This window comes from Microbacterium lacus (genome assembly GCF_002812805.1).
Lineage (GTDB): Bacteria > Actinomycetota > Actinomycetes > Actinomycetales > Microbacteriaceae > Microbacterium > Microbacterium lacus_A.
In genome coordinates this window covers 39,299-61,859 of record NZ_NMUM01000019.1, presented here as the reverse complement: position 1 = coordinate 61,859, position 22,561 = coordinate 39,299, and the positions used below count along the sequence as shown (strand labels likewise).

Annotated in this window: 20 protein-coding genes; 9 read left to right on the top strand and 11 right to left on the bottom strand. The window is 68.9% G+C overall.

The genetic code is table 11. The annotated features are described in order from the left end of the window. Positions 1–55: 55 nt before the first annotated feature. Both CGU34_RS05630 and CGU34_RS05625 read left to right on the top strand, forming a co-directional pair. Positions 56–1,168: an alpha/beta hydrolase gene (locus CGU34_RS05630; protein WP_100813550.1), complete on the top strand. Its 1,113-nt coding sequence runs from the start codon at positions 56–58 to the stop codon at positions 1,166–1,168. A gap of 13 nt (positions 1,169–1,181) precedes the next feature. Next, a complete protein-coding gene (locus tag CGU34_RS05625; protein ID WP_100813549.1) occupies positions 1,182–2,162 on the top strand; it encodes a cation diffusion facilitator family transporter in 981 nt (326 codons plus the stop codon). On the opposite strand, the gene CGU34_RS05620 is transcribed toward CGU34_RS05625, so the two are convergent. Further along, on the bottom strand, positions 2,066–2,512 hold the full coding sequence (locus CGU34_RS05620) for a nucleoside deaminase (protein ID WP_100813621.1): 447 nt from the start codon (positions 2,510–2,512) through the stop codon (positions 2,066–2,068). The genes CGU34_RS05625 and CGU34_RS05620 overlap by 97 nt on opposite strands. Before the next feature lie 77 nt (positions 2,513–2,589). Here CGU34_RS05620 and upp point away from each other — a divergent pair, with 77 nt between their 5' ends. Continuing rightward, positions 2,590–3,222, top strand: a complete 633-nt coding sequence (gene upp, locus CGU34_RS05615) for a uracil phosphoribosyltransferase (protein ID WP_100813548.1) — start codon at positions 2,590–2,592, stop codon at positions 3,220–3,222. A 3-nt stretch (positions 3,223–3,225) separates the two neighbouring features. Here the strand turns inward: upp and CGU34_RS05610 are convergent, their stop codons facing one another. Continuing rightward, positions 3,226–3,600 carry a hypothetical protein gene (locus CGU34_RS05610; RefSeq protein ID WP_036297406.1) on the bottom strand — a complete coding sequence of 125 codons (375 nt, stop codon included), beginning with the start codon at positions 3,598–3,600 and terminating at the stop codon, positions 3,226–3,228. Between the two features lie 93 nt (positions 3,601–3,693). Between CGU34_RS05610 and CGU34_RS05605 the strand changes: the two genes are divergently transcribed. Further along, a complete protein-coding gene (locus CGU34_RS05605) occupies positions 3,694–4,254 on the top strand; it encodes a gluconokinase (RefSeq protein WP_100813547.1) in 561 nt (186 codons plus the stop codon). On the opposite strand, the gene CGU34_RS05600 is transcribed toward CGU34_RS05605, so the two are convergent. Together CGU34_RS05600 and CGU34_RS05595 are read right to left on the bottom strand one after the other, a co-directional pair. Further along, positions 4,190–7,738 (bottom strand): TM0106 family RecB-like putative nuclease, encoded by a 3,549-nt coding sequence (locus tag CGU34_RS05600; protein ID WP_100813546.1) that lies wholly within the window; start codon positions 7,736–7,738, stop codon positions 4,190–4,192. The genes CGU34_RS05605 and CGU34_RS05600 overlap by 65 nt on opposite strands. A 54-nt stretch (positions 7,739–7,792) precedes the next feature. Beyond that, positions 7,793–9,268 (bottom strand): MFS transporter, encoded by a 1,476-nt coding sequence (locus CGU34_RS05595; RefSeq protein ID WP_081766213.1) that lies wholly within the window; start codon positions 9,266–9,268, stop codon positions 7,793–7,795. A 31-nt stretch (positions 9,269–9,299) separates the two neighbouring features. Here CGU34_RS05595 and CGU34_RS05590 point away from each other — a divergent pair, with 31 nt between their 5' ends. After that, entirely contained in the window at positions 9,300–11,369 is a 2,070-nt protein-coding gene (locus tag CGU34_RS05590; RefSeq protein WP_100813545.1) for an NAD(+) synthase, read from the top strand. Here the strand turns inward: CGU34_RS05590 and CGU34_RS05585 are convergent. The 3 genes from CGU34_RS05585 to CGU34_RS05575 form a co-directional block, all read right to left on the bottom strand. Beyond that, positions 11,366–11,935 (bottom strand): hypothetical protein, encoded by a 570-nt coding sequence (locus CGU34_RS05585; protein WP_100813544.1) that lies wholly within the window; start codon positions 11,933–11,935, stop codon positions 11,366–11,368. The genes CGU34_RS05590 and CGU34_RS05585 overlap by 4 nt on opposite strands. Before the next feature lie 121 nt (positions 11,936–12,056). Continuing rightward, positions 12,057–12,476 carry a hypothetical protein gene (locus CGU34_RS17160; RefSeq protein ID WP_198517693.1) on the bottom strand — a complete coding sequence of 140 codons (420 nt, stop codon included), beginning with the start codon at positions 12,474–12,476 and terminating at the stop codon, positions 12,057–12,059. 102 nt (positions 12,477–12,578) lie between these two features. Next, positions 12,579–13,712, bottom strand: a complete 1,134-nt coding sequence (locus CGU34_RS05575; RefSeq protein ID WP_100813542.1) for a phosphotransferase — start codon at positions 13,710–13,712, stop codon at positions 12,579–12,581. Between the two features lie 89 nt (positions 13,713–13,801). Between CGU34_RS05575 and CGU34_RS05570 the strand changes: the two genes are divergently transcribed. Further along, positions 13,802–15,328 (top strand): sensor histidine kinase, encoded by a 1,527-nt coding sequence (locus CGU34_RS05570; protein WP_100813541.1) that lies wholly within the window; start codon positions 13,802–13,804, stop codon positions 15,326–15,328. Continuing rightward, positions 15,328–15,984: a response regulator transcription factor gene (locus tag CGU34_RS05565; protein ID WP_036299329.1), complete on the top strand. Its 657-nt coding sequence runs from the start codon at positions 15,328–15,330 to the stop codon at positions 15,982–15,984. The genes CGU34_RS05570 and CGU34_RS05565 overlap by 1 nt, the downstream gene beginning before the upstream one ends. Before the next feature lie 7 nt (positions 15,985–15,991). On the opposite strand, the gene CGU34_RS05560 is transcribed toward CGU34_RS05565, so the two are convergent. Together CGU34_RS05560 and add are read right to left on the bottom strand one after the other, a co-directional pair. Continuing rightward, the gene (locus tag CGU34_RS05560; protein WP_100813540.1) at positions 15,992–16,615 is read right to left on the bottom strand and encodes a nucleoside deaminase; all 624 of its coding nucleotides are present in this window, start codon (positions 16,613–16,615) and stop codon (positions 15,992–15,994) included. A gap of 3 nt (positions 16,616–16,618) precedes the next feature. After that, positions 16,619–17,677 carry an adenosine deaminase gene (gene add, locus CGU34_RS05555; RefSeq protein ID WP_100813539.1) on the bottom strand — a complete coding sequence of 353 codons (1,059 nt, stop codon included), beginning with the start codon at positions 17,675–17,677 and terminating at the stop codon, positions 16,619–16,621. A 91-nt stretch (positions 17,678–17,768) separates the two neighbouring features. Here add and CGU34_RS05550 point away from each other — a divergent pair, with 91 nt between their 5' ends. Further along, positions 17,769–18,326, top strand: a complete 558-nt coding sequence (locus CGU34_RS05550) for a nucleosidase (RefSeq protein ID WP_036299370.1) — start codon at positions 17,769–17,771, stop codon at positions 18,324–18,326. Positions 18,327–18,330: 4 nt separating this feature from the next. Here CGU34_RS05550 and CGU34_RS05545 read toward each other — a convergent pair whose 3' ends face one another. Beyond that, positions 18,331–18,513, bottom strand: a complete 183-nt coding sequence (locus tag CGU34_RS05545; RefSeq protein WP_036299335.1) for a hypothetical protein — start codon at positions 18,511–18,513, stop codon at positions 18,331–18,333. Between the two features lie 73 nt (positions 18,514–18,586). Between CGU34_RS05545 and CGU34_RS05540 the strand changes: the two genes are divergently transcribed. Further along, positions 18,587–19,540 (top strand): aldo/keto reductase, encoded by a 954-nt coding sequence (locus CGU34_RS05540; protein ID WP_100813538.1) that lies wholly within the window; start codon positions 18,587–18,589, stop codon positions 19,538–19,540. A gap of 1 nt (position 19,541) precedes the next feature. Here CGU34_RS05540 and CGU34_RS05535 read toward each other — a convergent pair whose 3' ends face one another. Further along, positions 19,542–22,559, bottom strand: a complete 3,018-nt coding sequence (locus tag CGU34_RS05535) for an AAA family ATPase (RefSeq protein ID WP_100813537.1) — start codon at positions 22,557–22,559, stop codon at positions 19,542–19,544. Between the last annotated feature and the right edge of the window lie 2 nt (positions 22,560–22,561).

Sequence of the window (22,561 nt, the reverse complement as noted above, 5' to 3'; positions counted from 1 at the left end):
AGGTAACAGGAGCCCTGCGCACGGGCACTGAGATGGCACCGAGAAGAGGGACATCATGGCGATCATGGACGGAATCACCGCACGTCAGATCGAGACCTCGAGACTCACGGTGAACATTCTCGAGCGCGTAAGTGACGAAGCGACGACCGTTCCCGAGCGCACCCTGGTGTTCGTGCACGGTCAGGTGTCGTCGAGCCTGATCTGGCAGGAGCTGATGCAGGACCTGCCGCCGGATCTGCGGATCATCGCGGTCGACCTGCGCGGATTCGGCGCGACCGAGAACGCCCCCGTCGACGCCACCCGCGGGGTGCGCGATTTCAGCGACGACCTGCACGTAACCCTCGAACTGCTCGAGGCGACACCGGCACACCTCGTGGGCTGGGCCCTGGGCGCCGCGGTTGTCATGCAGTACGCGCTCGATCACCCGGTGCTGAGCCTGACGCTCGAATCCCCCGTCTCGCCCTTCGGGTTCGGGGGAACGCGGCGCGACGGCACGCGCTTGACGGACGACGACGCCGGAGCGGGCGCGGGCGTCGCAAACCCGGATTTCGTCGAGCGACTCATCGCGGGCGACACGTCGACCGATGCCCCCACCTCGCCCCGCAGTGTCTTCCGCACCGCGTATGTTGCTCCGGGCTACACGTCCGAGAACGAGGACACCTGGGTCGAGTCGATGCTCTCGACCTCGACCGCAACGGGCAACTACCCCGGCGAGACCGTCGCGTCCCAGAACTGGCCCGGCTTCGCGGCCGGGGCGATCGGTGTCATGAATGCCCTGGCGCCGCGGTACTTCGACGTCTCGAACATCGTCGATCTCGACCCCAAGCCGCCGATCCTCTGGATCCACGGTGAGGACGACGCGATCGTCTCCGACACGTCGTTCTTCGACGCGGGCTATCTGGGCGAGGCCGGCATCATCCCCGACTGGCCGGGCGCCGAGGTCGCGCCGGCCCAGCCGATGGTGTCGCAGACGCGCGACGTCCTCGCGCGCTACGCCGACCGCGGTGGCAGCGTCACCGAGATCGCCCTCGAGGGTGTGGGCCACACCCCGCACCTCGAACGCCCCGCCGAGGTGCGCCGCGCTCTGCTGCGCGTGATCGGCTACGTCGACCAGCCCGCCGACCCCGCGCCTCCCACCGAGGCGATCATCCTGAAGTCCGCGGACTGAAAGGGCGCGCCTCGTGAGTGCATCCGGCGGAGGAAAGGCGATCATCGCCGCGTTCCTCGCAAACCTCGGCATCGCCCTGGCGAAGTTCGTCGCGTGGTTCTTCTCCGGGTCGGCGTCCATGCTCGCCGAGGGCATCCACTCCCTCGCCGACTCGGGCAATCAGATCCTGCTGCTGCTCGGTGGTCGAAAGGCGCGCAAGAAAGCCGACCAGGAGCATCCGTTCGGCTACGGGCGCGAACGATACGTCTACGCGTTCGTCGTGTCGATCATCCTGTTCTCCGTCGGTGGCTTGTTCTCGATCTACGAGGGCGTCGAGAAGCTCATCGATCCGCATGAGGTGACGAACCTCTGGATTCCCCTCGTCGTTCTGGTCATCGCGATCGGACTTGAGTCCTTCTCGCTCCGCACCGCCGTCCGCGAAAGCAACCTGGTGCGCGCCAAGGGCGAGTCGTGGATCGGATTCATCCGTCACGCGAAAGCACCCGAGTTGCCCGTCGTTCTGCTCGAGGATGTCGCGGCGCTGATCGGTCTCGTGTTTGCGCTGCTGGGCGTCGGCCTGACCGCCATCACGGGTGACCCGCTGTTCGACGCACTCGGCACCCTGATGATCGGCACGCTGCTGATCGTCGTGGCGATCACCCTCGGCATCGAAACCAAGAGCCTGCTGGTCGGCGAGGGTGCCAACGAAGGCGACCACACCGCGATCGTGCGGGCTCTGGAGTCCGGCGATGCGCCCGTCTCGGTGATCCACGTGAAGACGCTCTACCTCGGACCCGATGAGTTGATGGTCGCCGCGAAGCTGGCCTTCCCCGCCGACCAGACGCTCGGTGAGGTTGCGGCCACGATCGATGCGATCGAGGCTCGGGTGCGAGCCGCAGTTCCCGCCGCGCGCGTCGTCTACCTCGAGCCGGACATCCTGCGCGTTTCGAAGAACGTCCCGAGCAGCGCAGCGGATTCTTCGGCCGCCACTCCCCCGACGACCTCGGCGCGGTAGGGCAACCGCCGATCGCGGACGACGTCGTAGACAGAACCCGCGGCGCCCGCCTTGGCGTCCCACGATCCGAAGACGACACGCGAAATCCGGGCCTGCAACAGCGCGCCCGCGCACATCACACAGGGTTCGAGCGTCACAACGAGCGAATGACCCTCGAGGTTCCACGACCCCGCGACCTCGGCAGCTCGGCGAAGAGCCAGGACCTCGGCATGCGCGGTCGGATCCCCCGTCACCTCGCGTTCGTTGCGGCCCTCGGCGATGATGACGCCCGCGGCATCCGTCACGACCGCCCCCACCGGGACGTCGCCCGCGGCACCCGCCTCGGCCGCGAGCGCGAGCGCGCGAGCCATGGCGGTGGAGTCGGCGGGCGAGTTGCCCGGGGCTGCGACGGTCACGCCCCGAGCATACGACTCGGTAGCCTGTGTTTATGCGTGTGCATGTCGCCGATCATCCCCTCATCACCCACAAGCTGACGGTGCTGCGCGACAAGCGCACCCCCTCGCCGGTGTTCCGTCAACTCACCTCCGAGCTGGTGACGCTGCTCGCCTACGAGGCGACCCGCGCCGTCCGGGTCGAAGAGGTCGAGATCCAGACTCCGGTAACGACGACCATGGGTGTGCGGATCGGCGACCCGCGTCCGCTCGTCGTTCCCATCCTCCGCGCGGGTCTCGGGATGCTCGAGGGCATGGTCACGCTTCTGCCGACCGCCGAGGTCGGGTTCCTGGGTATGGTCCGCAACGAAGAGACACTCGAGCCCTCGACCTACGCCGAGCGACTGCCCGACGATCTCAGCGATCGCCAGTGCTTCGTGCTCGACCCCATGCTGGCAACGGGCGGATCTCTGGGAGCCGCCATCGAGTTCTTGTTCAACCGCGGCGCACAGGACGTCACCGCGATCTGCCTGCTGGCAGCCCCGGAGGGTGTCGCGGCGATCGAGCGCCAAGTCGCCGGACGCGATGTGACCCTCGTGCTGGGCGCGCTCGATGAGCGGCTCAACGAAAAGGGCTACATCGTTCCGGGACTCGGCGACGCGGGCGATCGACTGTACGGAACCGTCTAAGTCCTACTCGGTCACCGTCACGGTGAACTCGACCGGCTGAATGCCGCCCTGTTCGTTCGTGAGGGTGACTTCGGTCTCGCCGACAGCCTCGCCGATGAGCCCCGGGTTGAAGGTCGCGCCATCGCGCTCGCCACCCTTCGAGAAGCTCACGATCGACGAGTCGGCGATCTCGGCCGAGTAGCTGTCTTCCGCCAGGTCGCCCGTCGTGATGTCGAGGCCTTGGCCGACGCGCAGTTCGACGCTCGCGCCCTGCAGTTCTTCGGCGGACATGATGACGGGGGCGATGACTTCACTGTCATCCCCCGAGGACGAGCAGCCCGCGAGGGCGAACGAGGCGAACACGGCAGCGGCAGCAAGGGCCAGGATTCGGGTTTTCATGCGATCAGTGTGGCGGATCCGGGCACAGCGGCGCTGGAGGATCGCGTTTCGGCGTGGCGGGTACCGATCGCGGGCCCGCGATAACGTGGAGGGATGAGCGCCCCGACAGAGCCGTCGTCCGAGCATTCCGTACCCGCACGGATCGTGGTCATGGGCGTCTCGGCCGTCGGTAAGTCGACCGTGGGCTCAGCCCTCGCCGAACGCCTCGGTATCCCCTTCCTGGATGCGGACGACCTGCACGATGGGGCCGCGGTCGCGTCGATGGCGGCGGGTATCCCGTTGACCGATATCGAGCGGATGCCGTGGCTCGGGCGGGTGGGCATGGCGCTGGCCGAACAGTCCGGCGGCGCGGTGATCGCCTGTTCCGCTCTCGCGCGGCGCTACCGTGACGCCATCCGCACCACCGCGCCCGGCGCGGTGTTCGTGCATCTCGATGCCCCCGCGGACGTTCTCGCCATCCGCGCCGGGGCGCGTGAGGGCCACTTCATGCCCGCTTCTCTGCTCGCCTCCCAGCTCGCAACACTCGAACCCCTCGACGCCGACGAGGAGGGTTTCGCCGTCGATGCGAGCCTGCCCGTCGACGATCTGGTCACGGCCGCCGTGGTCGGGCTGACGAAGCGCCTGGATCTTCCACCAGCCGCGCGAAGCCACTGAGCCGGGCCACACCCTCGGGGGTGTGCGGCAGATCGTCGAGCAAGCCCGGCGAATAGACGAGGAACGCGGCCACTTCGGCGCGCGAGATCGCGACGTTCAGACGGTTCGCGAGCAACAAGAACTCGAGTCCACGGGGCGCATCCCGCCCCGACGACGCGGCGAGCGAAACGATCGACACCGCGGCCTCTTGCCCCTGGAACTTGTCGACCGTTCCGACGCGGACGGGCGGCAACTGCGCCTCAGCGAGGGCGGCCAACACGGTCGCCGCCTGTGCGTTGTAGGGCGTCACGATGATGATGTCATCCGCCGTGAGCAGCCGCGGGGCGACTACCCGGGGTTCTCCGCCGTCTCGCGCGAGATCGGTGAACGAGGTGCCGATCAGCCCACGCACGAGATCCACGACTGCAGCCGCCTCTTCGACCGATGCCGTGGCGTTGCCGTGATGCTCGATCGGAACCCGATGAAGGCCAGGCTCGACGCCATCGATGGATCGGAGCGCTGCGGAGCGGTGTGAGGCCAGCCGCCCGGCGTACGACAGGTTCGACACGGGCAGGGCGACGAGCGGATGCATCCGCCGACTCTCGGGCAAGAAATACCCGAAAGCGTCGGGCAGCACTGCGGACCCATCCATGATCCATCCGAGCGCCGACGTGTCGACGGGTTCGGGATGGGTGCCCTGGCTGACCTGCGGCAGCTGTTGCGGGTCACCGAGCAGGAGCAGGCGTTGCGCTGCAACCGAGACCGCGATGGTGGAGGCGAGGGAGAACTGCCCGGCCTCGTCGATCACGAGAAGGTCGAGCGAACCGCGGGGGAAGCGGCCCTCGTGGCTGAAGTCCCACGCCGTGCCGCCGACCACGAACCCCGCCTGGGCGTGCTCGTCCGCGAATGCCGCGACGCCGTTCTTCTGCAGCGGGGTGAACCGCACCGGCACGGAATCGTCCTTCGGCGCCTTGCCGACCCGCGCGGCGGGTACACCCGCGTCGATGATCCGATCGAGCATGTGCTCGACGACGGCGTGCGACTGCGCGACGACACCGATCGTCCACGCGTGCTCGCGCACCAGACGCTCGATCACGTGCGAGCCGACGTACGTCTTTCCGGTGCCCGGTGGGCCCTGTACGGCGAGGTAGCTGTGGTCGAGGTCGCGCAGCGTCGCGACGATCGCGGGAACGGGATCTGTCGGATCGGCGGCAACCGGGTGCCCCGCGCGCAGGCGCGGCGGGCGACGGCGCAGCAGGTCGGTCGCCGCATCGGTCGGGAAAGCGGGGCTCGCGGCGATCACGCGGTCGGCCCACTCATCGATCGCGACCTGCTGCGACAGGGCACGCGGCGGCGAGCCCGGCGTGATCGCGATGGGGAGTTCACCCCAGGTGAATCCGCCCCGAGCGCGCTCCTCGATGATCGCGCCGTCCTCCAACTCTTCCAACACGCGACCGCGGTGATCGGCATGCAACCACCGCGGCGATGCCTCGAAGACGAAGGGCGCGGGCAGCTCGTAAAGCAGGAACGGCTCGCTTCCGGGCGAGAGGCGCGTGCCGGGAGCGAGTTCGCCGCGCAGGCGCAGGATGCGTCGATCCACCCGGTGCCCCTCGGCACGGTGCCAGTCCTCGACGACCTCACAGCGCGACGCATCCAAGACCGCGACATCGCGACTCTGCTCCCACACCGATACGGGCTCGCGCAGGCGCAGGAAGTGCGTCGCCCAGTAGCTCTTCGCCTCGCGCGGGTAGTAGTCGATCGCGGCCGATCCGAGGCGGAGGGCCGCGGCATCCTCGCCATCGGCCGACTCGGCGAGCGCGATGAGCGCGACGGCGCGCGGCGAGGGTTCGTAACCGGCGGCGTCGGGTTCGGGGTCGGCGATCGCGACGATCCCGAGTTCGTCGGCGCGGTCGCGCAACCAGTTGCGCAGACGACGGGTCGAGACGCAGTCGTAGCGGTTGTAGTCGGCGATGTCATCGAGAATCGCCCGCGCACCCTCGTCGTCGCCCGCATCCTGAAGCATCCGCGCTTCGACGTAGCGGACGATCGACTCGTCGCCGCGCTGTACGTCGCTCTGACGCGTTTCGTGCCCCATGTACAGCGGCTCGAGCTTCTTGATCGAGTACGACCGCGACCCGACGCGCAGGGCACGACGCACGATCGGGTAGAGGTCGACGAAGACCCCGTCGCGAAGCAACCGATCGACCTGCGCCTCGCCCGTGCCGTGGCGCGCAGCCATCGCGAGCAGATGAGTGGGCTCGTAGGGGGCGTAGTGGTAGATGTGCATGCCGGGATGAGCCGCGCGGTGCACATCCACGAAGTCGAGGAAGCGCTGGAGCGCCACGCGTTCTTCCGCGAAAGAGTGCGCCCAGAGGCGTGAGAACGTCTCGCTCTCGTCGACCCAGCCGAACAGGTAGTCGATGCCCCACTCCGTGCCGGTACTCGCGCCCGTGCCCGTTCCCGTTCCCGTCCCCGTTCCCTCTGTGTAGAGCGGGTCGCCCTCGAAGTCGAAGAACAGGTCACCCGGGTCGGCCGGGGGCAGCGCCGCGAGTCCCGCACGGTCGACGACGCGATACACCGGCGCAGGGACGGCGTCGGGCGCGTCGGTCGCGGCGATCTCGGACGCACGCTGCAGCTGCGCCTGCGTCCGCAGAAGGCCGAAGACGTCCGCGTTCAGGGTCGAAGGCGGCGTCTGCGCGACCGAGAGGTCGTCCAGCGTGCGGATGCCCGCCGCCCGAAGCTTCGTGCGCTGCAGCGGCCGCATGCCCGCGACGAGGAGCAGGTCGCGGGATGCCTCGACCTCGATCTGGCAGGTCGCGCATCGACCGCAGGCGAAGTACCGGTCGTCCCCCCACGCGGTCGGCGCTCCCCCCGCACCCAGCTCGACCTGACGGCTCTCGATCAGTTCGATCAGGCGCGCGTAGCGCAGCCGGTAGACGGGCAGGATGTCGTCGACGAGGTGTGAACTCGTGGTGCCGTCGCCGAGCAGCAACTCGACGCGATCCGAGCGCTCGACACCTAGATCGTCGAGACGCTCGACGTATGCCGCCAGCTGCATGAGGGCGGTGACCCGCGCCCGGCGGGCGAGCTTGGTGTCTTGCACCAGCCAGCGACCGTTCTCGTCGCGAACCAGGAAGTCGGCGAAACCGACGAAGTCACGGGTCGCGAACGCCGCTTGATAGATGATCCGCACGGATGGGTCGGCGAGCGCCGCATTCGTGAGCCGAACGGCTTCTGCCAGCGCCGAAGCATCGCCCGACGAGACCTGCTCGATGGTGGCCACGCCATCCGGATCGTCCGCCAGATACTCATCCAGCACCCGCTGCTCGTGGCGATCGCCCAGTCGCGCCGCCCGCTCGAGCGTCAGGTCTTCAGGCTCGACGACTTGGGGGACACGACCGAGGCGGGCATCGATCGCCCGCACCCACGCGAACTCGCATTCCGACGCGGCTTTGAGGTCGCTCGCGCTCGTGACCAGCCGGCCTTCGTTCTCGATATAACGCACGGGACCCTCTCCGTCTGCGACCCTACCCGCGGCCTCAGACAGCGGCCCGGCGAGCTACTTCGACTTGGCGCGTGCCGTCAGGTCCACGAGCGAGATCACGAAGGCGAGTGCGAGTCCGACACCGACCGTGACCATTCCGATCGCGTACGCGTCGTGGTAGACGACGATGGTCGGCGCGGTGTCGGTCTCGCTGTAGACCGTCGCGTAGAAGAAGGCGAGGGCGATCGCGGTGCCGATCGATGTTCCGATGCGCTGACCGAGCTGCCCGACAGAGCCCGCGAGTCCACCGCGCTTGGGGGGGATATTGGCGAGGGCGAGCGTCTGGTTGGGTGAGACGACGAGGCCTCCGCCCGCACCGGCGACGATCATGATGGCCGCCATGACCCAGATGATCGCGCCCGACGGGACGTAGAGCGCGGTGACGACGAGGCCCGCCGTGCTCACGAGCATGATCGCGAGCCCCCATACGACGAGGGGGCGGCCGATGCGGTTGACCCAGAGGCCGCCGAACCACGACGTCAGCGCGCTCGCGAGCGCGAATCCGATCGTGACCATGCCCGCGAAGACCGGCTCGAGCCCGACGCCGGTCTGCAGGAACAGCGTCGTGAGCAGGAAGAGCGCCGGGAGCGCGGCGAAGTAGGCCGTCGCCAGGACCGTTCCGTTGCGGTATGACGACACACCGAACAGTCCGAGAGGCACGAGCGGCTGATGACCCCGAGCCTCGTACGCGCGCTCCCACACGATGAACGCCCCGATGAAGAGGACGGATGGCACGAGCAGCCACCACCGGTTCGGGTCATCGCTCGGCGAACCCGTCGTGAACAGGAACGGCCACAGCAGCGAGATGACCGCGAGCCCGAAGAGCAGGATGCCGACCGGGTCGAGGGAGAGCTTTCGCCGGGACTTCGTCCGCGTCGCCGGCAGCAGCCAGATCGCCGCCGCGATCGCGATGAGCGCGAGGGGAACGTTCATCCAGAAGATGCCGCGCCATCCGTCGGTCGGACCGCCGATCGCAATCGCCAAGCCGCCGAGCGTGGGGCCGAAGGCCGTCGCGATGCCGATGCTCGCCCCGAACAGGCCGAAGGCCTTGCCGCGCTCCGCCCCGCGGAACAGCTGCTGGATCAGACCGAGGACCTGCGGCATCTGGATGCCGGCCGCGACACCCTGGATGAGACGCGCGACGAGCAAGAAGGTCACGTCCTGCGCGAGGGCGCAGGCAAGACTCGTTACGGTGAAGAGGGACAGGCCGACGATGAACAGGACCCGTCGGGAACGTTGGTCGCCGAGACGCCCCATCGGAACGAGCGCCAGACCGAAAGCCAGCACGTATCCCGAGACGACGAGCTGCAGCTCGGTCGATCCGGCACCGAACGCCTTCTCGATCGAGGGCAGGGCCACGTTGACCTTGCTCAGGTCGAGGATCGTGAGCGCGGCGACACCGACACAGACCCAGTAGGCACGCCAACGATGACGGTCGGTGAGCTTTATCTCCTGCGTGCGCGGGGGCTCTTCCGGGGGTGCCGTACTCATCCTGACAACTCTAAGGTGCCAAACTGGGGTGATGACCGCCGGCCTTCCGTTCCGCAACGCCTATCGCCACGGTTTTGCGCGCGTGGCGGCGTGCACGATCCCGGTGCGTATCGGTGACCCCGCAGCGAACGCGGAGGCCGTGCTGACGACGGCCCGCGAGTGCCACGCCGATGCCGTCGCGGTCGCCGTCTTCCCCGAACTCTGCCTGACCGGGTACGCGATCGAAGACCTCGTGCTTCAGGACGCCCTGCTGGATGCGACCGAGGCCGCGATCGCGCGCCTGGTCGAGGCATCCCGCGATCTGATGAGCGTGCTCGTCGTGGGTGCGCCGCTGCGGCACCGCAACCGCGTGTACAACTGCGCCGTGGTGATCCACGGCGGTGAACTGCTGGGCGTCGTGCCGAAGTCGTACCTGCCCACCTATCGCGAGTTCTACGAGCGCCGGTGGTATGCCGCGGGCGACGAACTGAGCGAGGATGCGCGCTGGATCTCGGTCGGTGGCATGGAGGCACCGTTCGGGCCGAACCTGCTCTTCGACGCCGAAGACGTGCCCGGGCTCGTGCTGCACGCCGAGGTGTGCGAGGACGTGTGGGTTCCGATCCCACCCTCGTCCGAAGCTGCGCTCGCGGGCGCGACCGTTCTGCTGAACCTCTCGGGTAGCCCCATCACGATCGGCCGCGCCGACGAGCGCGCCATCCTGTGTCGCGCTCAGTCGTTCCGCTGCCTGTCGGCATACGTCTACGCCGCGGCCGGCCAGGGCGAGTCGACCAACGACCTGTCGTGGGACGGGCAGACCATGATCTACGAGCTCGGCGGACTGCTCGCCGAGACGCAACGCTTTCCGGATGGTCCGCGTCGCTCGGTCGCGGATGTCGACCTCGACCGGATCCGCCAGGACCGGGCCCGCCAGGGCACGTTCGACGACAACCGGCGCACCCACGCCGCGCGCACCGGCTCGTTCGTCACGGTTCCGTTCACGCTCGGTGTTCCCGCGGGCGAGACGGGGCTCCGGCGCCCCCTCGACCGCTTCCCCTTCGTGCCCGACGACCCCGCGCGCCTCGCCCAGGACTGCTACGAGGCGTTCAACATCCAGGTCACGGGACTCGTTCAGCGGCTGAGCGCGATCGGCGATCCGAAGCCCGTGATCGGCGTCAGCGGCGGGATCGACTCGACGCACGCGCTGCTCGTCATCGCTCGCGCGATGGACCGGATGGGCCGGCCGCGCTCCGACATCCTGGCGTACACGATGCCCGGCTTTGCGACGAGCGACCACACGAAGTCCAACGCGATCGCCCTCGCGGAGGCCGTCGGCGCCTCGATCGAGACGATCGACATCCGCGACGCGGCGAACGAGATGCTCGAGAAGATCGGGCACCCCTTCAGCGGCGGCGAGCCGGTCTACGACGTGACCTTCGAGAACGTTCAGGCGGGCCTGCGCACGGATTACCTCTTCCGCCTCGCCAACCAGAACGGCGGGATCGTCATCGGTACGTCCGATCTGTCCGAGCTGGCGCTCGGCTGGGCGACCTACGGCGTCGGCGACCAGATGAGCCACTACGCCGTGAACACCGGCGTACCCAAGACCCTGATCCAGCACATCATCCGCTGGGTCATCGCCGCGGGTGAGGGCGTGGATGCGGCCGAAGCCGCCGTTCTGCAATCGGTGCTCGATACCGAGATCAGCCCCGAACTCGTGCCCGCGGATGCAGACGGGGCGACGCAGTCGACCGAGTCGCTCGTCGGCCCCTACGCCCTGCACGACTTCACGCTCTTCCACGTGCTTCGCTACGGGTTCCGGCCCTCCAAGATCGCCTTCCTCGCATCCGAAGCGTGGAGCGATGCGGATGCCTCGGGCTGGCCCCCGGGATTCCCCGACGACGCCCGGGTCGCCTACGACCTGCCGACGATCGTGCGCTGGCTCGAGGTGTTCCTGAAGCGTTACTTCGGGTTCGCCCAGTTCAAGCGCTCGGCGCTGCCGAACGGACCGAAGGTTTCGGCCGCCGGGTCGCTCTCGCCGCGTGGCGACTGGCGGGCCCCCTCGGACGGCAATGCGCAGGTGTGGCTCGAGGAGCTCCGACAGGCCCTTCCCGACCCGGTTTAGATATCCCGCAACCCCACGCGGTCGGGGATCTCGAACGCGAGCCCGGGCAGCCACGAGATCGGCTCCGGCCACGGGCGCGAGGTCGGCAGAGTTGTGAGCATCCGCCGCATCGCCGTGTCGCGCGGTGTCGAGGGGGATGCCGCCGGAAGCACACGACGGGGAGCCCGGAAGCCGAGGGCCCCGCACCACCAGTGCCGCCACGTGCCGTCCGCCGCGTCCGGGTCGAGGACGATGTAGTAGTCGGGCATGAGCGCGGTGCCCTCCTCGAAGTGGGCGAGAGCTGTCTCGACCTCGACCTCGAGGGTGCCGAGCGTCGCGCGCTCTTCGTAGAGCTCGACCCACGCGGCCGCGACATGTTCGAGGGGATCTGCATCGTGCACGATCCAGGGCGTGCTGCACGCCGAGATGCGGCGAGCGGCGATCGCGGGATCCGCGTCCCGCAGCGTGAGGGTTTCCACCCCGGGGATGCCCTCAAGAGTTGCGAGTGCCCCGGCCGATTCTGTACCGACGATTGCGACGACCGTGCCGGAGGCTCCCGCGAAGGGGGAGGTGTCTGAGTGCGCCATGACTCAGCCTAAGTCGGGTCGTGTTGCGAGCGGATGTCCCCCGCCCACCGATTTCGTAAAGCGATGCGGGTGCCGGGCTGGGGACCCGGCACCCGCATCGGCGGCCTCTGTTCGGGAGGCGTCAGTTCGATCCTGCGGATGCGACCGACGCGACGGAGGCCGCGGATGCCGCGCTGGGGATGCTCGCGGGCGAGTCGGCGGGGGCGGGTGCCGGGGCGGGCTGCGCGGGCGCAGGTGCCGGGGCGGGAGCCGGGGGCGGGGTGATCGGGGAGGCGACGCTGGCGGGCGACGGGACCGAGGGCGGCGTCACGACGGAGGCGACCGAGACGACCGATACCGAGGTGTCCGTCACGTTCATCTGCACACCCGAGCGATCGAGCACGCCGGACTCACGGCCAGTGATCGCGCCACCGGGAAGAACGGTGCCGTCCGTGGAACGCAAATCCATGCTCGCGGCGGTGGCCGCAGCTCCTCCGGCGAGGATGCCGAGCCCCACAACGCCGATTGCGCCGAATGTGATCCACTTCTTCTTGGTGTCCATGTTTCTCTCCTTCGTCTGTGACCCGGGGGGACGGGCTCTGTTCGATAGCTCCAGATTGGCAAGCCCCGCTAAGGGCCCTCGAAGCCGGACATGAGGGCGGTCTTAGGTATTCTTCGATTCGCTTACGAGATCGTGAGCACGGCCCAGCAGCCGCTCGCTCCGCAGTAATTCGCCACCCTCGGCGGCGGCGAGCGCGTGACCGAGCAGGTGCACGGCCGCCCGCCCGCGGACGCCGGGTCGGTCACCCCACCGCACGAGAGCGCCGTCGGCGAGCGCCCACGCACGCGGGGCATCGCCCCCGTTTTCCGTCAGGATGGCGCTCGCGATGGCGTGGCTGAGGAACGCGGCACTGTCGTCGGCGGCGAACCCGCGACCCGCGGTGTCGACGTCGATGATGCCGGCAAGGCTCACCTCCGAACCCTCACCCGTGAGGAAGAGCTGACCGAGGTGGAGATCTCCGTGGATCGGCTCGACTTCACCCTGGCCGACATCGAGCGCGGCAGCCGTCTGCGCGGAGACGAGACTCACCCCATCCGGCCGAGCCGCGACGGCCTCGAGCTTGGCGGTGTACCAGGGCAGACGATCCTCCAGCCCCGTACGCGCCGTGCGCCGAAGGGGCACCTGAGCAAACCTGCTCTGCACCTCTTCGGCCACATCGAGCAGCGCTTCGGGATGCCACGCGACCTCCGTCGCCGGGGCCCCCTCGGCCGAGGCGAGCGCGATCAGACCCTCGGGCGACCACGCCAGGATCGCCGGGACGGGGATGCCGGATGCTGCGAGCAACGCGTGGGACTCGACGATCGGCTCAACCCGCGACGGGCGGACGACCTTCAGCCACACCACGCCCTCTCGCGTGGGAACAGTGAGCACCGCCCGTCGACCGGGACGGTAGGCGACCATCGCGGGCGCGTCCGTCGCCTCGTGTCCGATGCGAGAGAGCAGGACCCCCGCGGCGCCGCCGTAGGCCGTCGGCGCCAGGGCAGGAAGATGGGGATCGGCCGGATGCATCCAGATGCGCGCGACACCCGGCAGCGCCATCCCGGTCTCGACAGCGACGTCCAGACCCGAGGTGTCGACGAAGTAGTCACCCTCGACCGGCTCACCCGACACGGCGAACGCGGCAACCGAACCCGGCCCGAGCGGCTCGCGGCGGATGAAGCTCACGCGTTCGGGCGCCACTTCTAACGCATCGCACAGGAGCGCCGATTCAGCGGCGGCGGGATCGCTTCGAGTCATCCATCCATCTCAGCACCCGCGTCTAAGGTGCTTCGTGAGATGTTCCTTAGGCAGTCCGGCCGCCTCTCGCCCGCCGACATACTAAGAATATGAGCGCGTCGGAATCAGCAGAAAAAAGCCGGAAGCGAACCGTCTTTTCTGTCCGCACGCGCATCATCGCGGTCATCACGATCGTCTCCGCGCTCGGCCTCATCTCGGTGGGTGCGGCCGTGTATATGGTCGAGCGCGCACGCATCATCGCGCAGATCGACGATCGGCTCGCGGCGAACCTCGACTCGGCCCGCTACCTCGTCTCGCAGGGGAATCCGGAGACGGGCACGTGGGCCTCGTCGACCGAAGCACTCACAACCGTCGTGCAGCGGATGAGTCCGGACGACAACACCGGCGCCTTGGGCGTCATCGAGGGTCAGCCCGCTCTCGCGCCCGGTGTGGCGCTCGACGTGGACCTGAGCGCCGCCCCCGGCTTCGTCGCCGAAGTCACCGAGCAAAGCGCGGATGGCCGACCCGTAATCGGCACCTACGTGGCCGGCGACCGTGTGTGGCGCTACCTCGCAGCTCCGATCACGGTGCCGGATTCCCCGGCGCCCGAGACCGCACTCTTCACGATGGCGTACGACGTCGAGGCCGAACTCGCCGAGATCAACGTCGCCGCGCAGGTGTATCTGCTCACCGGCGCAATCGCGCTCGTCGTCATCGCAGGAGTCGCGTGGCTCGTCGCAACGCGGCTCCTGCGCCCCCTCCGCCAGATGCGTGAGACGGCAGACCGCGTGTCGGCCAACTCGCTCTCGGAGCGGCTTCCGATCCAGGGCCGGGACGATGTATCCGAGCTCGCCGCGACGATGAACGCGATGCTCGATCGCCTGGACGACGCGGTGGACTCGCAGCGCCGCCTGCTGCACGATATCGGGCACGAGCTGAAGACCCCCATCACGATCGTCCGCGGGTACGTCGAGGTGATGGACCCCACCGATCCAGAGGATGTGCGCGAGACGCAGGCTCTGGCCGTGGACGAGCTCGACCGGATGGGCCAACTCGTGCAAGACCTCGCCCGCTCGGCCTCGTTGCACGGCGCCTCGCCGATCTCGCCGCGCCCGGTTGACGTCGCCGACCTGACACGTCAGGTGGTGCGCAAAGCCGAGGGCATAGCGGGCGCGACCGTGCGAGCAGGTTCGCACGTCGACATCGTCGCGGCACTCGATTCCGACCGCATTACGCAGGCCCTGCTGCAGTTGGCGCAGAACGCCGTCACACACGGCGACGGGTCGGTCGAGATCGGCAGCTCGCTGGCCGGACCGAATTTGGAGTTCACCGTGCGTGATCACGGGCCGGGCGTTCCGCTCACCGAACGCGAGAAAGTCTTCGAGCGTTTCTACCGCGGAGAAGAGGGGCGGGATGCCTCCACCGGCAGCGGCCTGGGCCTGAACATCGTGCAGGTCATCGCCCGCGCCCATGGTGGCTCGGCGCGAGTCGAAGAGGCCGAGGGCGGTGGCGCGCTGTTCGTGGTTTCGGTTCCCCTGCGGCGTCCGGTAGAACAGAGTCTGGCCCCCTCGGACGTGCCTCCACGTCCGCCGGTACCACCCCTGCCGTTCCCCTTCGAATCCGAGAAGGCCACCTGATGCCGTCGATTCTGATCGCCGACGACGAGGCGCGCATCTCGGGATTCATCGACAAGGGACTGCGCGCGGCCGGATTCGCGACGAGCGTCGCCAAGACCGGACCCTCGGCGCTGAGCTTGGCTCTCACCGGTGAGTTCGATCTGCTCGTGCTGGACGTCAACCTGCCCGGGATGGACGGGTTCGAGGTCCTCGAACAGCTGCGCGGATCGGGATCCCGCCTGCCCGTGATCATGCTCACCGCGCGCGTCGAGCTGCACGACACGATCGCTGGCCTCGAGGGCGGTGCCGACGACTACCTCGGCAAACCATTCCGGTTCGACGAGCTACTCGCGCGCATCAGGCTGCGGATGCGGACGGATGAGCCGGCCGTCGTGTCGGAGATGACGCACAAAGGTCTCACCCTCGACATCCGGACCCGTCGCGCACTCGTCGACGGACGGGCGGTCGAACTGTCCGCCCGCGAGTTCGCCCTCGCGGAGGAGCTGATCCGGAACGCCGGTCAGGTGCTCAGCCGTGAACAACTCCTCAGCCGAGTGTGGGGCTACGACTTCGACCCCGGATCGAACGTCGCCGATGTCTACGTCGGATACCTCCGCCAGAAGCTCGGCTCGCACCGAATCGAAACCGTGCGCGGCGCCGGCTACCGCCTCATCTAGGCGCGCCTCACTCCGCGGCGTCATCCCCCGAGCGTGCGTTGTAGACCACGACGCCACCGCTGTCGACCGCGGCGCGATAGGCGCGGAAGACCGCCAGCGCCTCGTCGCGCAGCACGTCCTGCACGACCTCGATGCCGCGCGCCTCGAACTGCTCGGCCCAGTCCGCGACCATCGGCCCCTCGTCGAAGGTGCTGATCTCTTCGAGCTCGGGACCCGAGCCCGCAACGATGAGCGTGCGCACGCCGGACCACATCGTGGCTCCGTAGCACTGCACGCAGGGGCGCCAGTTGACGACGAGTTCGTGGGGCGAGAGCCCCTCGGCCCCGAGATCCCACGATCCGACGCGGGCCTGCGCCGTGCCGAGCGCAGTGACCTCGGCGTGTGCGGACGAGATGCCGCTGCCGAGCACGACGTTGACCCCGACCGACACGATGCGCCCGGTGTCGGACTCGGCCACGAGCGCGGCGAACGGGCCGCCGTTGCCCTCACGCCAGTTGCGATCGGCGAGACGGTGCACGAGAGCCATCCGCTCCGCCCGGTCGGGAATGATGTCGGGAACGCCGTGGAGTTCTTCCCCGATCCAATCGGGCAGGTTCACCGAGTATCCGGTCGCGAAATAGGCCATGTCCATGCGTCAGTCCTCCGGGAGCAGCGCGTCGCGCTGAAATAGGGCGTCGAGGGCCGTGAACTCGGCCGTGAATTGTGAGCGCAGACGCGCCTTCTGATCATCGTCGCAGAACGCGGCGTCGATGCCGTTGAACGCGATCCGACGCGCGGTCGCCGCGTCGACTCCGAGGGCTGGCAGGGCTTCGCGAAACTCGCGTCCGATGTCGGTGCGGAAGAACATGGCGTCGTCCGTCGAGACGTTGATGGCGAGCCCGGCCTCGATCATCCGGGCGATGCGGTGATCGGGCGTGAGCTGCCAGTCGGAGCAGATCGTCGTCGACACCGGCGTTGCGCAGAACGGCAGGCGACGCTCCCGCGCCTCCGCGACGAGGTCGGGATCATCGAGCACGCGGTAGCCATGGTCGATGCGGTCGACACCGAGGTCGTGCATCGCGAAACGCACGGAGTGCGCCTCGGACCGATCGGTCTCGCCCACGTGGGCGGTGAGACGGAGGCCTGCGCTCCGGGCGAGCGCGAACGCCTCGGCGAACCGTTCGGGCGCCTCGAGCCCCTCGGGCGTCAGATCATCCATCCCGAGTCCGACGACGCTCGGTCGCGGGTTCTCGGCCATGAGTTCAACGAGACGGATGGCTTCGGCACCGCTCTCCGCACGATTGACCGCGACGACGATGCGAAACCCGACCCCGTACTGGGCTTCCGCGGCCGAGAGCCCCGAGATGAGGGGATCGATGACATCCGCGTAGGACATGCCGCGCGCGATGAAGTACTGCGGATTGACGTAGTACTCGCGGTAGCGCAGGCCCGCCTCGACGCCGACGCGAACACCCTCGAGTGCGACCGCCTCGATGTCTTCGGGGTCGCGCAGCACGTCGTGGGCGAGCTCAAAACCCACCAAGAACTCGCGCAGGTCGGCATACGCGAAGAGATGGGCCGGATCGCTTGTGGGCAGCTCGACGCCGTGTTTGCCGGCGAGTGCGACGAACAGCTCGGCGGTCATCGTGGACGTGAAGTGACAGTGCAGCTCGGTCTTCGGCAACAGCTGCAGATAGTCGGCGTAGCTCAGCACGTGGCTCCTCGGGGGCGCCGGTCGGGCGACGGCACCCGTTCAGCTTGCCCGATGCGTGTTTCGCGGCCGTAACGGGACAGAATGGGTGACCGTGAGACTTCTCGTCGCGGCGCTGGACGCCGAACTCGTGGCATTCCCCGCTCAGATCGACGGTTTCGACCGTCTCGTCACCGGACCCGGCAAGTTGAAGGCGGCCGTTGCCCTCACCCGGGCCCTCTCCGCGCGCGAGTACAGCGAAATCGTGGTGGTCGGCACCGCCGGCGCGCTCGATCCCGAGCTCGAGGCGGCCGTCCATGAGGTCGGCACCGTGCTTCAGCACGATGTGAGCGACCTGGACGGCATCGTCGGGCAGCACGTCTCACTGCCCGCCCGCATCGACCTGCCGAACGACGGTCATGCGATCGCCACAGGCGACATCTTCGTCGACGACGCGGATGCGGTCGTCCGGATCCGCGACCTCGACGCCGTGCTGGTCGACATGGAGGCCTACGCCTACGCGTATGTGGCCGGTGAGTTCGGTGTGCCGCTGCGCATCATCAAGGCCGTATCGGACCGTGCGCAGGACGGCGCGACGCAGCTGTGGGACGAGGTCGTCGCAACCTGCAGCGCGGCGCTCTGGCAGAGCTTCCGCGCCGACTACCAGCTGTAGGGGGTCAGTCGTCCGACGATCGTGCGAACACCATCCGCAGGATGACGAACACGATGAGGGCGACGACCGCAACTGCCAGCAGCTTGAAGACGAACGCGAGCACCGAGAACAAGACGTTCACGAGCACCCACGCGATGATGATGGCGACGATGACGCCGATGACTGTCCACAGGGTGCCGGTCTTCATTCCTCCAGCCTAGGCTGATCGACGGCGCTCCCGCGCAGCATCCGGGTCGCCGATCTCTCGAGCAAGGAGCAGCATGACCCGTATCGGCCGCAGTGATCTCGATGTCTTCCCCCTCTGCCTCGGCGCCAATGTCTTCGGGTGGACGGCGGATCGGGACGAATCCTTCCGCATCCTCGACGCGTTCCACGGCGGAGGCGGCAACTTCATCGACACCGCCGATTCGTACAGCGCGTGGGTTCCGGGAAACACGGGTGGCGACAGCGAGCGCATCATCGGTGAATGGCTCGCCGCCAGGCGCCCGGCGAACGTCATCATCGCGACGAAGGTCAGCCAGCACCCCGACTTCCGCGGGCTCGCGCCGAAGAACGTCCGCGCCGCTGCGGAGGCGTCGCTGAAGCGCCTCGGGGTGGACACGATCGACCTGTACTACGCGCACTACGACGACGAGACCGTGCCCCTCGAAGAGACCGTGGCCGCTTTCGGCGACCTCGTGACGGACGGGCTGGTTCGTCACACCGCGGTTTCGAACTACTCAGCCGACCGCATCCGCGAGTGGGTCGGCTACGCGAGCGCCGCGGGCTCTGCCCTCCCGGTGGCCGTGCAGCCGCACTACAACCTCGTGCACCGCAATACCGTGGAAGAGAGCATCGTCCCGGTCGCGGAAGAGTTCGGCCTGGGCCTCGTGCCCTATTACGCGCTGGCGAGCGGCTTCCTGACGGGCAAGTACCGTTCGGCCGATGTTCCGGATGCGGCGGACACCTCGCCGCGGGCGAAGGGTGCCGCGAAGTACGCCACACCGGAGGGCCTGGCGATCGTCGATGCGCTCGAGTCGATCGGCGCCGCGCACGGTGCATCGATCGCCACGACCGCGCTCGCGTGGCTGCGCGCCCAACCGACGGTCGCTGCGCCGATCGCGAGTGCCTCCCGGGCGGACCAGGTCGCCGACCTGCTCGCCGCCGGCACGCTGGAGCTGTCCGCTGCTGAGCTCGACGAGCTGGGCCGCGTCTCGACCTGGTCGCCCGCCTGAATCAGACGGGCATGATGGCGTGGGCAGCGACCTCGCTCGAGCCGTCTTCTGCGACGGCGACGAGCAGCTGCGCGGGGATCTGATCCTTCATCGCCTCGACGTGGCTGATGACTCCGACCGTCCGGCCGCCCTGTCGTAGTTCGTCGAGCGTCCGCATGGCCGTGTCGAGGGTTTCGGCGTCGAGTGAGCCGAAGCCCTCGTCGATGAACAGTGTGTCGAGCTCGATTCCCCCGGCGCGTCCGGTCACGACCTCGGCGAGGCCGAGCGCCAGCGCGAGAGAGGCGAGGAAGGTCTCTCCGCCGGAGAGCGAGTGCGGCGGGCGCGGGCGCCCCGTGTAGGCGTCCAGCACGTCGAGGCCGAGGCCGGAGGCGGCCCCGCGCGCGGCGAGGGAATCCGTGTGCAGCAGACGGTAGCGACCATCCGACATGTCGTGAAGACGCAGGTTCGCCGCCTGCACGATCTCTTCGAGTTCGGCCGCCAGCACGAAGGTCTCGAGCTTCATCCGGTGCGTATTCGGCGCCTTGCCCGCCACCGTGTGGGCGAGCCTTTCGATCGTCTCGTGTTCGGCGAGGGCCGCGGCGATACCCGACTGGGCCGCCTCGGCCTGCCGGGCGAGTTCCCACAGGCGGTCGCGGATCTGATCGGCCGCGATGGTCTTCTGTACCGCGGCGGTCCAGGCCTCTCGGGTGTCCTGGCGCGCGGTTTCGGCGGCGCGGGCATCGATCGGTTCCTCGGGCAGCATCTGCAACTCGAGGTCGAGGAGAACCGACTTGGCCGCGGACAGCGCTGTCTCGTGCTCGCGGATGGTCTCGTCGAGGCGGGCTCGAGCGGCCGCGTCCCGGAGCGCCGCGACGGCGGTATCTGCGGACTCGAAACCGGCTGAGGCGAGATCGACCTCGACTCGCGCCCGCGCGGCGGACTCGGCGCTCGTGCAGCGCTCGGCCGTCGTGATGGCATCGCGCAGTCGCTCCGCAGCTTCGGCGATGCTCTCCGCGTCCGCGATCCGCTCCGCGACGGACGCGAAGCCGCCCCGTGCTTCCGTCAGAGCCTCGTTGTCCGACGCGATGCCCGCATCGAGGACGACGAGAGACCGATCCAGGGACTCGATGCGCGGCGCTGCTTCCGTGAGCGCCGCGTCGAGCGCTTCGAGGGTCGTCGTGCAGTCCTCGCGTTCCGCGCGGAGCGTGGTCACCTCGAGCTCGGCCTTCGTGGCGATCGCGAGCGCCTGCGCAGCCTCAGCCCGCTCGGCGGCGAGCTGTTCGGCCGATCGATCCCCCGCTCGCCCCCGCGCTCGCGCCGCCGCCTGCCGGACGGTCGCCAGTGCGTCGGATGCCTCACGCTGCTCCGAGACGGCGATGACGACCCGCGCCTCGGCCGACTCGATGTCGTCGGCACTCACGGGATCCTCCCCGCGTGGGGCTGGCGCGGGGTGGTCCACGCCCCCGCATACGGCGCACGGCTCGCCCGGCACGAGTTCGGCGGCGAGTTCGCCCGCGTGCCCGCGCAGGCGGCGCTCACGAAGATCCGCCAGGGCGACGGATGCCTCAGCAAGCGCCCGATCGGCCGTCAGCGCCTTCCGCTCGGTCGTTGCGGCTTCGTTCTCGAGGCGCTCGGCGTCCGCGGCGGCCGCCGAGCGGGCATCGAGGTCTGCGAGGCGAGATTCGGCAGTGCCTCTGCCCCCGACGCTGGGCGCGAGTTGCATGAGTCGGGCGTCGACCCGATCGCGACGCGCGACAACGACGTCACGCTCCGTACGGCTGGCGTCCACGGCAGCCTGCAGGGCTGCGAGATCGGTTCGGCCCTGCGAGAGCTCGGCGCGCCGCTCGGCGATGCTCTCTTCGCGCGCGAGCAGGAGCCGCCATCCGCCGACGGCGTGCTTGACCTCATCGATACGCGCAGCAAGCTCGGTGGTCCCTGGTGGCGTGGCGTCGGTACCGACCGTGCCAGCCAGGGCCCGCCACTGCGCAAGCGCGACTTCGCGCGCGTCGTTCGCACGCGCGGCTTCGGCACGGGCCAGATCCAGCGCCCGGATACCCTCACGCGCCAGCTCGGCGCGCGTCGCGGTGTCGCGCTCGTCGCGCACGCTCTGGATGCGGGCCATATCCGCCTCGAGAGCCGCGACGCTGCGGCGCGCACGGTCGCGGCGTTCCTGCACGTCCCGTCGAGCGAGAACATCCGCGAGGGCCGACTCGGCGGCATCCCGCGCGGCTCGAGCGGCGTCTTGTGCGAGGGCGGCGGTATCGGCGCGATACGCCGCGCGCTGCGCCGCCTGGCGCACCGCATCGATCCGCACGGCGGTATTCGCGGGTGCCCCACCCTTGGCATCCTCTCGCCCGAGTTCACCCCGGAGGTCGTGATCCGCGATCAGCCGCTCGGCGTCGTCGAGGCGGTGGGCGAGGGTGTCGCCGTCGCGGGCGACGCGCGCCTCGGAGTCCTTGCGGCGCTGCTCGAGCGCGTGCTCGTACTCCTCGAAGCGGCGCGTACCGAAGAGGGTGCGTAGGAGAGCCTGCCGCTCGCCGTGCGTCGCGAGCAGAAACCGCGCGAAGCGGTTCTGTGCCAGGAGGATGACCTGGAGGAACTGCTCCTGCGTGAGCGGAAGGATCTCGTGCAGCGCTTCGCCCACGTCGCGGGGACGCGCCGCGCGGCCCTCCCACCCGCCGTTCGTCCAGATGAACAATCGCGCCTGCGGCGGGGCCGTCGTCGTTCCCGTTCCGTTGCGCTTGGCACGGTCGTACTCCGGTGAACGCTCCACCCGCCAGCGTTCGCCACCCGCACTGAATTCCAGGGCGACGATCGTCGAATCGTCGGGGCCGCTGTGGTCGCTGCGCAGGCGCTTCTCGCCCGTGTCGTAACGCGGGACCGACCCATACAGCGCGAAGCAGATCGCGTCGAGGATGCTGGACTTGCCCGCGCCCGTCCGGCCTGAGATGACGAAGATCCCGTCGTCGGCGAATGCGTCGAAGTCGACGGTCTGGGGGCGCAGGAACGGCCCGAAACCCTCGATCTCGAGCCGATGCATCC

Excerpts from the sequence above, each read along its gene's own strand:
- CGU34_RS05595 (WP_081766213.1), bottom strand. The coding sequence starts at position 9,268 with ATGAGTACGGCACCCCCGGAAGAGCCCCCGCGCACGCAGGAGATAAAG.
- CGU34_RS05545 (WP_036299335.1), bottom strand. The coding sequence starts at position 18,513 with ATGAAGACCGGCACCCTGTGGACAGTCATCGGCGTCATCGTCGCCATC.
- CGU34_RS05590 (WP_100813545.1), top strand. The coding sequence starts at position 9,300 with ATGACCGCCGGCCTTCCGTTCCGCAACGCCTATCGCCACGGTTTTGCG.
- CGU34_RS05540 (WP_100813538.1), top strand. The coding sequence starts at position 18,587 with ATGACCCGTATCGGCCGCAGTGATCTCGATGTCTTCCCCCTCTGCCTC.
- CGU34_RS05620 (WP_100813621.1), bottom strand. The coding sequence starts at position 2,512 with ATGGCTCGCGCGCTCGCGCTCGCGGCCGAGGCGGGTGCCGCGGGCGAC.
- CGU34_RS17160 (WP_198517693.1), bottom strand. The coding sequence starts at position 12,476 with ATGGACACCAAGAAGAAGTGGATCACATTCGGCGCAATCGGCGTTGTG.
- CGU34_RS05535 (WP_100813537.1), bottom strand. The coding sequence starts at position 22,559 with ATGCATCGGCTCGAGATCGAGGGTTTCGGGCCGTTCCTGCGCCCCCAG.
- CGU34_RS05605 (WP_100813547.1), top strand. The coding sequence starts at position 3,694 with ATGAGCGCCCCGACAGAGCCGTCGTCCGAGCATTCCGTACCCGCACGG.
- CGU34_RS05570 (WP_100813541.1), top strand. The coding sequence starts at position 13,802 with ATGAGCGCGTCGGAATCAGCAGAAAAAAGCCGGAAGCGAACCGTCTTT.
- CGU34_RS05575 (WP_100813542.1), bottom strand. The coding sequence starts at position 13,712 with ATGACTCGAAGCGATCCCGCCGCCGCTGAATCGGCGCTCCTGTGCGAT.
- CGU34_RS05585 (WP_100813544.1), bottom strand. The coding sequence starts at position 11,935 with ATGGCGCACTCAGACACCTCCCCCTTCGCGGGAGCCTCCGGCACGGTC.
- CGU34_RS05610 (WP_036297406.1), bottom strand. The coding sequence starts at position 3,600 with ATGAAAACCCGAATCCTGGCCCTTGCTGCCGCTGCCGTGTTCGCCTCG.
- CGU34_RS05565 (WP_036299329.1), top strand. The coding sequence starts at position 15,328 with ATGCCGTCGATTCTGATCGCCGACGACGAGGCGCGCATCTCGGGATTC.
- upp (WP_100813548.1), top strand. The coding sequence starts at position 2,590 with ATGCGTGTGCATGTCGCCGATCATCCCCTCATCACCCACAAGCTGACG.
- CGU34_RS05560 (WP_100813540.1), bottom strand. The coding sequence starts at position 16,615 with ATGGACATGGCCTATTTCGCGACCGGATACTCGGTGAACCTGCCCGAT.
- CGU34_RS05630 (WP_100813550.1), top strand. The coding sequence starts at position 56 with ATGGCGATCATGGACGGAATCACCGCACGTCAGATCGAGACCTCGAGA.